Genomic DNA, 12,183 nt, shown 5'->3' on the forward strand with positions numbered 1-12,183 from the left:
CCTAACTTCCTGCTTACTAAAAAGGTTTAGCTAAAAAATTTTGCGTATAATATAATCGGTATACACCAACACCTAAGTGTGTATATTTATCACTTAACAAAGCTTCTCTATGACCTTTACTATTCAACCAACCTTCCATTGCAGCAGCAGCATCTGGGTATTGCGCTGCAATATTTTCACCTGCTGCAACAAAGGATACTTCTCCTTCCTCTAAACGTTCTTTTAACCCTCTTCCATCTTGACTGGAATGAGAAAAATATTTATTAACAGCCATATCTTTGCTGTGAAAATAGGCAACTTCTCCAACTGATTTTTCCCACTGTAACTTATCTTTATTCCGTTGTTGTCGCATAATATTGGTAATATCTAGCACTTGTTGTTCCATACCGGCTTCTACTTTTTCCCATTCCTCATCAGACAAACTCGGCTTTTCTGGGAGTTTACCTCTATATTGCAATTCATAAGGTTGATGCTTTAAAAGAGCATCAATGTCAACAATTCGGATAGAAGATAATTGTTGTTGAAAAGTATCAAAATAAAGTTGCATGAAAATAGAATCAGAAATTTTTACTAATGGCCGCGTTTTTCTATCGTCAGCGCTTAGCTTAAATGTGTAAGAAGCAAGTCCGTCCCGATAATTTACTTCTTCTTTAAATGGAAAATGCTTTTGCACCTTTTCATAACTTTCTCCAATGGCAACAGGTTTGATATTTGTTCCTTTGCCAGTCGCATAAATAGTCTGAATCGTTCCATCCATCAACCCGAATTGAATATATTGGTCCTTATCATTTGTATAAACCCACCACGTGTAACCATAAGCACTTAAATCTTTTCTAACTGGCTCGCCTAATTCATCTTTTAATTGCTCACTTGATTTGCCATACCATTTAAATATATCACCTTCTAAAGCAATATCGGGTCTATCTTCTGGTACGTCTTTTGTTTTAATCATTTGCTGTTTTTCTTTTACTGTATCACTAATTATTTGCATCGTTTCTTTGGGCGATGTTTCACTACTTTCCAACAAATAAAAACCGACAACAGCGACTACTGCTAAAAGTAAGAGGTTTCGTATAAATCGCATTATTCGCTTCTCCTTTTCATTTTTCATGAAGCTTATAGTAAGGTTTTCAATCTCCATACCTTTAATTTACTTACAAGAAAACGGAATGAATTATGAGAACAGATAACATACACTCACTAACCTACTATTTAAAAAATCACTTTATACGATGTATATGTTGCATCAAATATATCATGCTATTTATTCTAGTATTTTACTGTATCATAATAAAAAAAATCACTTGCGGCAAATATTTATATTGCACCGTGTCTTTTTCATTGAAAGTTGTTATATTTCATACTAATATAGTATAGTGAGGATAACAAGGTGAGGTGGGAAAATGAAATTAGAAAATACTGGATTAGAAGAAGAAATTATTGATTTAAAACCGCTTGATCATGTAACAGCAAAACATGCTTTTATCCGGGCAGGGCAATGGGATTATGAGCGCGTTACGTATGATTATCGGATCGACTCTGACGAGAAAGGCATTACATACTATATCCGAATCCAAGGCTATGCGGTAGAAGGCGATGTCGATCGTGGTGATGCAGTCATTCAAATGTTGACGCCGTTATTAGGTAAACATTATTATCCGCATGGGGTTGAGTATGGGGAAGAAGAGAATTTCCCAAGTGATATAGTAGAACGAGCAAAAAGCCATATTAGTCAACTAAAAACAGAGATAAACCAATTAAAACAATAATTTATGTCCTTAGATATGGAATGAATTTTCAAACAAACCGACGCCATCCGATAATGAAGGTAGTCGGTTTTCTATATTATATTTTATAGCCCTTTTTGCAGTAGATTTTCTCTCTTTTCATTGTAGTCGAAATATATTCTCCCGGTAATAGTAATTAATTCTGTTCAAATTAGCTATTTAATGCTATATTTTTTATAAGTATATCGTTATTGTTTGATAATGAAAGGAGCCAGCATATTACTTTGTTTCGCAATATAACTAAACGTCATTGGTCACTAATTTTTTTAACTATTTTATTAATCTTATTTTTCATTTTTGTTTTACCGATATCCATTCCTTTGATTGTGGCTTTTGTAACAGCACTTATTTTAAACCCAATAATAAGATTAGTGCAAAAAAAATTAAAGGTCAATCGGAAATTATCCGTAACCATTGTTTTTTTATTGTTTTTAATCGTTCTTGGAGTAGTAGGAACGTTTACTATTACACGAGCGGTTACCCAAGTTGTTAATTTTGTAGAAGAAGTGCCACAACATTTTAATGAGTTAAATAGGATTTATCAGGATTGGGAAGGGCAAGTTCAACGTTACACAGATGACCTCCCAAATGAATTTGTAAGACAAGTATCTTCAAGTATTGAAGCAAATTTGAATACGTTAACGACCAATGCAAAAGAAACGATTACTATTGAACGAATTGCGCAACTCGTTTCCTCCATTCCGCAGTATTTAATTAGCTTTATCGTATATTTAATTGCTTTGTTTCTTTTCATGCTGGAGTTGCCTATCCTTAAAGCAAAGATGTACCACATGATGACAAAGGAAACAGCAGAAAAAGTATCGTTTATGAATCAACGAGTGACAAACGTGTTTTTAGGTTTCTTTAAAGCGCAGTTCCTAGTTAGCTTAATCATTTTAGCTGTAACTTTAATTGGTCTTTTGTTTATTGCTCCCGAAGTTGCCATTATTATGACATTAATTATTTGGATTGTGGATTTAATCCCCATCATCGGCTCCATTGCTATCCTCGGGCCATGGGCGTTATTTATGTTTATGGCGGGAGATACAACCCTTGGGATACAATTGTCTATATTAGCCATTATTTTACTGGCCATTCGTAGAACCGTTGAACCAAAAGTAATGGGGCAGCATATAGGACTTTCTCCATTGGCCACGTTAATCTCTATGTTTATCGGCTTAAAATTGTTAGGATTACTAGGATTTATACTTGGCCCACTGATCGTAATTACCTTCAATTCGGCTAAAGAAGCTGGGATTATTAAGTGGAATATAAAAATCTAATGTAATTTCGTATAAGGCTACTCTGTGTAATTCAAAAAACGGGAAGTTTTGGTAACTTCCCGTTTTTTTATGTTCCTAAGATAGCTTTAATTAAACTCGTTGTTTCCCCACCATCATATAAAATGTACAACAATAAATATACTGCTACTCCTGTAATAGCCGTAAAAAACCAAATAACACTAGTAATTGGCCCAATTTTTCTATGTACACGAATATTGCGCTTAAACGCTAATATTAGGGTTACTATACCAAACAAAGCACCTGTTGTTGCCAAAGTAATGTGAAATATTAAGAAGATTGTATAATATATTTCTAAATCTTCTGGTCCTCCAAAACTCGTATTCCCGATAAATATTGTTCTGGACATGTAAATAATAAAGAATATAATAGCACTAACTGCAGCTGTTATCATAGCTTTTTTATGTTTTACTGCTTCTCCTTTTACTATGAAACGCCAGCCAATAGCTACAAAAACAGCGCTTATAACAATAAAAAAAGTACTTATTGTTGGTAAAATTGGCATACTAAATCCACTCTCCTATTTAATAAATCAAGAAACAAGTAGCATACTTATTTTTTCCATTCTAACAAGCGAAGCACTTACCTAAAAAAAGTAAAATTAATTCGCACGGTAAGAGGCTTGTAAATTACATAAAACACGATTAGTGCAAGTAGTCTTTTTTGTTAGATACATAGGGTTACTTAAAAGAATTGAATCTTCCTTTCGCGAGGGATTCTTTCCCTACGAAAGAGTATGGTGTATAGACCTTTGTATTAGGTAGAAAACATGGCTTTCCGCCAATTCTTATGGCGGAAAAGCGTTGTCGTTTTCTTATATAATTAACCCTAAAAACTTTATAATCTCCTATAGCCAATAGGGGGGAGGCCTGTTATCTGACCCGTTATTTGCGACAATTCAAGTTTTAAAGAAACATTTTTGTCACCTTTTATATAGGAACAGATAAAAATGAAGTTTGAATCCCCACTACACTCTCTATGCGCACATTTATTGAGAATGTTGTACATCAGCTGGCATAGGATCAACCTTTAAACTTTCATCTGTAAACCATTTAAAGAATACTCTTGCCAAGATAACTCCATAAGTGATTTCTTGCATAATTTTCATAATAATTCCACCAAGCTGCTGATCCTCCAACGTACTCATTGGCGAAAACATTTCAGGTCCACTAATTTGTACAGCTAACCCATCTAGTACGTCTCCAGGTACACATAAGGCAAGTGCTTGTAACCAGGCTCCATTTTGACTGTACGCTGAAAACAACGGAACATCTGCAAATATAATTAGAACACATGCCGGCGTTATTAAAACCCCATTCGCAAAAATATAGCCAATCTTTAAAACTGGTCTCATTGAATCCATTTCTTTTATCGGAGACAAAATTGGCCACCAGACGATAAAAGCAGCTACTAAAATAATTAAAGAAATGGATGTATGTGCAATTTGTGTAGATTTGGCAAAGTCAAAAACAGCAGGAATATGGTACAGCGAAAATAACCCATTAAATAAAAGTAACGATATCAATGGTTTCGTCAACAAGCTAAATGCTGGTTGTATGAATGGCGCATGAATCACTTTTTTCCAAATCCACACTGGAATACTTTTAATGACTAAAATAGGGAAAATTAAGTAATATACAGCCATTTGGATCATATGTGCCGTTAACATTATATGTGACAATAAATCTGTTGGAGCACCTTTCACTGCATACAACAATACGAGCGCAAGCAAAAACATACCTTGCTGCAGTTTAGATGGTTTTTCATCACCACCGAATTTATGTCGGTATGGTCCAGTTATTAGAAAGTAAACCATTCCTAACGCAATTACGAACAATAGAAAATAAGGACTCCATAAAGCTCGGAAGCCAAAAATTTGTAATTCTAGCCACATGATAATCACCTCAAAAGGATTGTCTTATTCATTATAACTTACTTATCGTCGTGTGGACATTAATAAAGTTTGACATTTTTTCAAAACATTCTTAGAAATAAAAAAGGTCGGGAACACCCGACCTTTTTCACCACCATACAATAGCTACTAAAGCAGCTATCGTTAATAGTGCAGCGAATACCCCGCCATAAATCATCATAGCTGGAAACTCATGGCCTCTATCTTTCATATGCATAAAATAATAAAATTGGAACCCAACTTGAACGAGCGCTAAGATTAGTAGTAACGGAACTGCAAACATCTTATCCATAGCTTCTGTTGCTACAATAGAGAAAGCAACAATCGTAAAACCAATCATTAATGCAAATGTAATCAGTTGCTTTTTCATTTCTTCCTTATTTTTTTGTTTCTGAAATGAATTGGTATTGGTGTTATCTGTCATGTATTAGCCCACCTTTCCCATCAAGTATACAACCGTAAAGATAAATACCCATACAACATCAATGAAATGCCAGTAAAGGCTAAATGTGTAATATTTAGGAGCGTTATACAAATTTAGTCCACGTTTTGCATTTCGCACCATTAATGCGATAAGCCAGCTGAGTCCAAAGACAACGTGACCTCCGTGAAAACCAACAAGTGTATAGAATGCTGAGCCAAATGCCGATGACCTAAATGTAAAACCAAAGTCTGTAATATAGTGGTAAAACTCATAAATTTCGCATGCTAGAAATCCAATCCCTAAAAAGGCTGTAATTCCAAGCCATAGATGCATTTTTTTAAAGTCATTATTTTTCATATGATACATTGCATAAACACTAGTCAATGAACTAGTCAATAATAACATTGTCATAAGAAAAACAAGCTCTAAACCAAATATATCCTGACCACTTGGACCGCCAGCTGTCGAGTTACGAAGAGCAAGATATGTTCCAAACAAACTTGCAAACAATACAGTTTCTCCACCTAGAAAAAACCATAAGCCTAAAAATTTATTTTTCCCTTCTAACGTTGCTTTTTCTGGTTCTTGTGGCATCGTTTCAGGGTTTAAGGAATGATCGTGACTCATTTAGTCCGCCTCCCTTTCTAGTTCTTCTTTGCTGATATGATAGCCGTGATCATCTTTTAATGAACGAATCAGCATAGATCCTAACGCAATTCCCATCCCAACAAATATGGCTAAATTCCAAGCTTGGTGATCGGTCTGATAAATAAAGCCGAATCCAGCAACAAAGAACCCAAGAGACATGGCAAAAGGTAATATCGACCCATTTGGCATATGAACATCCCCTAGTGGCTCAGCAGGAGTCATTTTCCCTTTACCATCCATTTTTTCAATCCATAACGGATCCAGACCACGAACAAGTGGTAGTTGTTTAAAGTTATAGTATGGAGGCGGTGATGGTATTGCCCATTCTAGAGTACGACCATCATAAGGGTCTCCAGCAGGCTTTTCTCCTTTTACTGCTGTGTAGATAATATTAATTAAAAATATAGTTGCAGCAATAGCCATTAAGAACGTACCAATCGTACTAATAAAGTTACCCGTATCTAGACCTTGGTCTTCTAAGAACACCCAATAACGTCTTGGCATCCCCATAAGCCCTAAGAAATGCTGAATAAAGAACGTTAAGTGGAATCCAATGAAGAATAACCAGAAACCTATTTTCCCTAATTTTTCATTTAAAATTCTACCAAACATTTTCGGCCACCAATAATGTAGACCAGCAAAAATACCAAAAACTACTCCACCAACGATAACATAGTGGAAATGAGCTACAACGAAGTAAGAATCATGGTATTGGTAGTCAGCTACAGCTGATGCAAGCATAACCCCAGTCATACCACCAATTGTAAATGACGGAATAAACCCTAATGCCCAAAGCATAGCTGAATTAATCGTTATGCTTCCACCCCACATCGTCGCTAGCCAGTTAAAGATTTTTATTCCTGTTGGCACAGCAATCGCCATCGTGGCAATCGCAAAAATAGCGTTCGCTACCGGCCCTAAACCTACTGTAAACATATGGTGTGCCCAAACCATAAAGCCTAAAAAGGCAATTAGAATGGTTGCAAAGACCATAGCTGTATAACCAAATAGACGCTTTTTGGAGAAAGTTGGAATAACTTCGCTGAACACTCCAAAAGCTGGCAGTATTAAAATATATACCTCTGGATGCCCGAAGATCCAAAATAAATGTTGCCAAATTACAGAGTTACCACCTAAAGCGACATTGAAAAACGCCGATCCAAACATGCGGTCAAACATCAGTAAGAATAGACCTACTGTTAATGCTGGGAACGCGAATAAAATTAATGTACTAGTGACAAAAGTAGTCCATGAAAATAATGGCATGCGCATATATGTCATCCCTGGAGCACGCATCGTCACAATGGTTACAAGAAAATTAATTCCCCCAATTAGTGTACCCGCACCAGAAATTTGTAAGCCTAGGACATAAAAGTCAATACCATGTGTTGGAGATTCCACAGATAACGGTGTATAAGCAGTCCAACCTGAATCTGGTGCTCCACCTAAAAACCAACTACAGTTTAATAGAATGCCTCCAAACATAAATAACCAAAATCCTAATGAGTTTAAAAACGGGAACGCCACATCGCGTGCACCAATCTGCAATGGCATGACAGCGTTCATTAATCCTAGTAACAAAGGCATAGCTGCAAGAAAGATCATCGTCGTTCCATGCATAGTAAACATTTCATTGTATAAGCCTGCACTAATAAAATCATTTTCAGGCGCAATTAATTGTATACGAATAAACATCGCTTCGAGCCCACCGAGGATAAAGAAAAACCCTCCGCCAATCAAATATAAATGAGCTATTTTTTTATGGTCAACAGTTGTCAAATAATCCCATAAAAAAGCTCCGAAGCCCTTTTTTTGAGCAGCTGCAATACTCAAATCATAAACCTCCCTTTTCAATCTTCCACCCTTTATTAATTAGTTACCTGCACTTTCTGGAGTAATTTCAGATGGCTTTAATTGCAGCAAATATTCTGCAATGCTGTCTGCTTCTTCTTCAGATAGTTCAGGGTATTTACCAGTCATTAAGTTACCTGGTTTTATGGATTCTGGATCCAATAACCAGTCCACAAGGTTTTGCTTGTTTGTTTCAAGGTAGCCAGCAATTTTTGTCCGATCTCCAAAGTTCGTTAGGTTTGGCCCCACTGCATTTGGCGATGAACCGATCGCATGACAATTCAAGCAATTGTTTGCTTCCATCGCTGCTTTTCCATCTTGAGCAACCGCATCTTGTGGTTTTTCTTCGGGATCTACACTTTGCATATCGGCTACCCATTGTTCATATTCTTCTGGACTCACAGCTATAACCTTAAAGTCCATAAGTGAATGTGATGGGCCACATAGCTCTGCACATTTGCCCCAATAAACCCCTTCTTCATTTGCTTCAATATACATTGTGTTTTCGTTTTCAGGATTCACATCCATTTTCCCTGAAATACTTGGCACCCATAAAGAGTGAATAACATCTGAGGATTTCATGTTTAAGTATACTTTTTCTCCAGTAGGAATGTATAAATCCTGACTTGTTTGCACTTCTTCATCTGCATAGCTAAAATGCCACCAATATTGATTACCAGTAACGTCAACATTAATGTGATCACTTTTACCAGACTCATCAGCCAAATCAAAAGTAGCAGCAACAGTCGGTACTGCAAGGATCAAAACTAAAATAATTGGAATCACTGTCCAAATAGTTTCTAGTTTTTTACTACCTTCCACCTGCTTTGGAATGTAATTCTCCTGCCCTTTCTTTTTGCGAAAGCGAACAATCGCTATCAAATAAACAGAAAGAACAACAATAAATACAAAAGTCATAATTACTGTTGAAAGAACAATTAAATTCATGGAAGACTCTGCACCATACCCCTTTGGTACAAGAGCCGTTAAGTTTTCCTTTCCACATCCCGCAAGGATGATGGCTAGAAAACTTAAGAGGAATACAAATTTAAATTTTCCCATCCAACCTTTCATGTATCCATACCTCTCTTTCTTTTCTTGTTGCTCCTTATATAAAAAACATTAAGGACAAAATTTAACTAAATGGCGAATTCCACGTTACAACAACCATCAATAAAAAGAGGATGGTTAAATAATTTAAAGAGTAAATAAAAATAATATTCGCCCATTTAATATCATCTTTCATAAAGAAACCACTCATTCCAAGCCCTAGCCATCCAACATTTAACAAAGTCGCCAAGATGACAAATGTTGTGCCTAAAGAAGTTAAATAAAATGGCAACGGCAATAAACATGCGATATAAATGGTGATTTGTCGCTTGGTTATTTCAAAACCATGGACTGCGGGCAACATAGGTATTCTTGCCGCTTTATATTCTTCATTCTTTCGCATTGCTAATGCTAAAAAATGAGGTGTTTGCCAAATGAACATAATTAAAAATAATATAAGCGGAACGATATGAAAGTTCGGGTTTACTGCAGCCCAACCAATGAGTGGTGGCGCAGCACCAGAAAAGCTACCAACTGTCGTATTAAGTGTATATTTTCTCTTTGACCACATCGTATATAGCACTACATAGAAAAACCAGCCTATAAACGCAAACAACATTGCTTCTATGGTTGTAAATAGTAAAAGTAAAAGACCAGCAAAAGATGTAATTAACCCTAGTACGAGTACCGTCGGAAGCGAGATTGTACCCGTTACAGTTGGTCGAGTTTTCGTTCGCTTCATAACTGGATCAATATCAATGTCATACCAGTTATTAAGCATACATCCACCGGCAATCACCAAAGCACTTCCTAACATCGTAATAATAAACGTGCCGATGTAATCCGTAAATGTATATCCACTATAATAAATTGCCAACCAAAATCCAGTAAAAACTGTAATTAAATTGGAGTTAATAATTCCTATTTTTATTAGCGATTTAATATCATCAAGTGTAGAAACTGGCTTGTTTTTTTCGGTTGAAGACGTATTCGTAATAACCTGTGAAGTAGCTGCCTCTACTTTATCCATCCCTTCCCCCCCTTTACACCATTGTAGAAACATATGATACATGCTTTCGAATGAAAATCGTGACAGCGTTACAAAAATTTGATTGTATCTTAAAATTATTTCTACAAATCTAATACTATATGAAAAAACCCCCTCATGCCTATTCTACTTCAAAATAAGTAATTTTTTGTGACGTTTTTGTGAATCATTTGTTACAAATGCGAACTGTTTTAAATTAGTTAGCGAATTACCTATGTATGCAGTCTTTCTCCCTCAATTATCTAAGTTGCAACTTATTCCCCTACACTATTTCTAGCAAACATACGAAAACAATGCAAGCGTTTTTTATTTTTATAGTGAAAATAGTTTGTTTTCATGTTAAGATAAATGCAGTTTTTGCAATGAAATGATTACCTGCTAATATTAACACAATCCTTTAACAGATTGAACTGTTTCTAATTAATTCTTTGCTTTTTAGGCGCTACTAATATTATGATGAATCTAGCAGAAAATTTCTGCTATCACATAACTGAAGCTACTATCTTTCAGAGTTTGTATATGTAAAGGGAGTCTTCAAATATTGGGAGGTTCTTCTATTCCCCACGATTTAGGTGCTATGATCTCTCGCTTTGACTTGAAAGTGGAGTTTACAGCACTTTATATACAGGATTAACAAATAGTTTTGTAGAAAATAATTCTCAAAATCCCCCTTCTGTACTTAATCTAAGGATGATGCTTCCACCCTTATTTCTATGATGTTTTTGAACGAATGTGTAGATGAAAAGGTATACTTACACTAGCGTGAATAATACATAAAAAGCGAGGCAATAATTATGATAAAAAGCTTAAAATGGTTATCTATTGTAGCGACACTTGGAATGACATTTGTGTTGCTTGGGGGTGCTCTTGTAACAAAAACCGGCTCAGAAGATGGCTGTGGAAATAGCTGGCCTTTATGTGAAGGGGAATGGTTGCCTTCTGAAATTACACCGGAATTAATTATTGAACTAAGCCATCGATTAGTTACTGGTGTAGTTGGATTTGCCGTTATAGGTTTGGCGATTTTAGCCTGGATTAAACTTGGTCATGTTCGCGAGGTTAAATTTCTTTCTATACTTTCCGTTTTATTTTTAATTTTACAAGCACTCATTGGAGCGGCAGCTGTGGTATGGGGACAATCTGATTTCGCCCTTGCTGCACACTTCGGAATTTCATTAATTTCTTTTGCTGCTGTATTTCTGTTAATGTTACTTATTTTTGAGGTAGATAAAAAATTTGATGCAAAGTCACTTTTAATAAAAAAAGCGCATCGATTGGAAATTTATGCTTTAACCATCTACACGATGCTCGTCGTTTATTCTGGAGCTCTCGTGCGCCACACTGACGCAAATTTAGTTTGTAAGAGTTGGCCTTTTTGTAACAACCAGGCTCCACTAGACTTTTCTAATTACGTTATACCGCAATGGATTCAAATGGGGCATAGGCTTGCTGCAGGGATTTTATTTTTATGGACGGTTATATTCGCTTTTCGCATGATACGTACCTACAAGAATAATAAGTTAATGTTTTGGGGGTGGTGGACGGTTATTTGTTTAATAACTTTACAGGTATTCTTTGGTGCTATGATTATATTCACACGATTGCACTTAGCTACCGCTTTAATGCATGCACTTATTATATCGCTATTTTTTGGTATGTTAACATATTTTATTTTACACGCGACACGTAGTGCTAAATATGCAAAACAAACAGACAACAATAAGTCAGAGACGCAAATTTCATCGTAAACACATAGAGTGAATCTTCAATCAGCGGGGAGCTTTCATCCCCACTGATGGCTAGTAGCCCAAGGATATGACTTAAAGTCCTCTTACGAGAAAGAAGATTTAGGTACTGTTTGTGATCTCCCACTTAGACTTGTTTAGCACATCTCCGATTGTTGAAGCGGGAATCTACAACATCTTATACCAAAGATAAATTATTTTTATTACAAATGCGAAGTAGCCATCATTATTACCTACAATTATCAAAAAACTATAGGTATCAACAAGTCCTAATGACGTTAAGCCTAGTTTTTAAACCCTTAAAACTTGGCTCATATCGGTTACTTTTTTAAACTTTTGTAGAGAAAGCATCTCCTTAAGCGAAGAATTTAATTTCGCCATTGCTATCCCCCACTTAACTAACATTTCTATCACGTA

Annotated in this window: 11 protein-coding genes; 3 read left to right on the forward strand and 8 right to left on the reverse strand. The window is 35.8% G+C overall.

The window, feature by feature from the left end:
• Nucleotides 1–16: 16 nt before the first annotated feature.
• On the reverse strand, nucleotides 17–1,084 hold the full coding sequence (locus D9780_RS09715; protein WP_121639962.1) for a CAP domain-containing protein: 1,068 nt from the start codon (nucleotides 1,082–1,084) through the stop codon (nucleotides 17–19).
• Between the two features lie 319 nt (nucleotides 1,085–1,403).
• Between D9780_RS09715 and D9780_RS09720 the strand changes: the two genes are divergently transcribed.
• Nucleotides 1,404–1,769 (forward strand): YugN family protein, encoded by a 366-nt coding sequence (locus D9780_RS09720; protein ID WP_073005322.1) that lies wholly within the window; start codon nucleotides 1,404–1,406, stop codon nucleotides 1,767–1,769.
• A 242-nt stretch (nucleotides 1,770–2,011) separates the two neighbouring features.
• The gene (ytvI, locus tag D9780_RS09725; RefSeq protein ID WP_121639963.1) at nucleotides 2,012–3,070 is read left to right on the forward strand and encodes a sporulation integral membrane protein YtvI; all 1,059 of its coding nucleotides are present in this window, start codon (nucleotides 2,012–2,014) and stop codon (nucleotides 3,068–3,070) included.
• 67 nt (nucleotides 3,071–3,137) lie between these two features.
• Here the strand turns inward: ytvI and D9780_RS09730 are convergent, their stop codons facing one another.
• From D9780_RS09730 to cyoE, 7 genes are all read right to left on the reverse strand, one after another.
• Nucleotides 3,138–3,593 (reverse strand): DUF420 domain-containing protein, encoded by a 456-nt coding sequence (locus D9780_RS09730; RefSeq protein ID WP_121639964.1) that lies wholly within the window; start codon nucleotides 3,591–3,593, stop codon nucleotides 3,138–3,140.
• A gap of 483 nt (nucleotides 3,594–4,076) precedes the next feature.
• The gene (ctaG, locus tag D9780_RS09735) at nucleotides 4,077–4,982 is read right to left on the reverse strand and encodes a cytochrome c oxidase assembly factor CtaG (protein WP_121639965.1); all 906 of its coding nucleotides are present in this window, start codon (nucleotides 4,980–4,982) and stop codon (nucleotides 4,077–4,079) included.
• Between the two features lie 127 nt (nucleotides 4,983–5,109).
• A complete protein-coding gene (gene ctaF / locus D9780_RS09740) occupies nucleotides 5,110–5,424 on the reverse strand; it encodes a cytochrome c oxidase subunit IVB (RefSeq protein ID WP_077704411.1) in 315 nt (104 codons plus the stop codon).
• 3 nt (nucleotides 5,425–5,427) lie between these two features.
• The gene (locus tag D9780_RS09745) at nucleotides 5,428–6,051 is read right to left on the reverse strand and encodes a cytochrome (ubi)quinol oxidase subunit III (protein WP_073005332.1); all 624 of its coding nucleotides are present in this window, start codon (nucleotides 6,049–6,051) and stop codon (nucleotides 5,428–5,430) included.
• Nucleotides 6,052–7,905 carry a cytochrome c oxidase subunit I gene (gene ctaD / locus D9780_RS09750; RefSeq protein ID WP_073005334.1) on the reverse strand — a complete coding sequence of 618 codons (1,854 nt, stop codon included), beginning with the start codon at nucleotides 7,903–7,905 and terminating at the stop codon, nucleotides 6,052–6,054.
• 39 nt (nucleotides 7,906–7,944) lie between these two features.
• The gene (gene coxB / locus D9780_RS09755) at nucleotides 7,945–8,997 is read right to left on the reverse strand and encodes a cytochrome c oxidase subunit II (protein ID WP_101934058.1); all 1,053 of its coding nucleotides are present in this window, start codon (nucleotides 8,995–8,997) and stop codon (nucleotides 7,945–7,947) included.
• Nucleotides 8,998–9,058: 61 nt separating this feature from the next.
• Complete coding sequence (cyoE, locus tag D9780_RS09760; RefSeq protein ID WP_121639966.1) at nucleotides 9,059–10,003, reverse strand: heme o synthase; 945 nt, start codon at nucleotides 10,001–10,003, stop codon at nucleotides 9,059–9,061.
• A gap of 812 nt (nucleotides 10,004–10,815) precedes the next feature.
• On the opposite strand from cyoE, the gene D9780_RS09765 reads away from it, so the two are divergent.
• Entirely contained in the window at nucleotides 10,816–11,769 is a 954-nt protein-coding gene (locus tag D9780_RS09765; protein WP_121639967.1) for a COX15/CtaA family protein, read from the forward strand.
• Nucleotides 11,770–12,183: the final 414 nt, after the last annotated feature.

The sequence above is a fragment of the Virgibacillus sp. Bac330 genome, from assembly GCF_003667845.1.
Taxonomy (GTDB): Bacteria; Bacillota; Bacilli; order Bacillales; family Amphibacillaceae; genus Virgibacillus; species Virgibacillus chiguensis.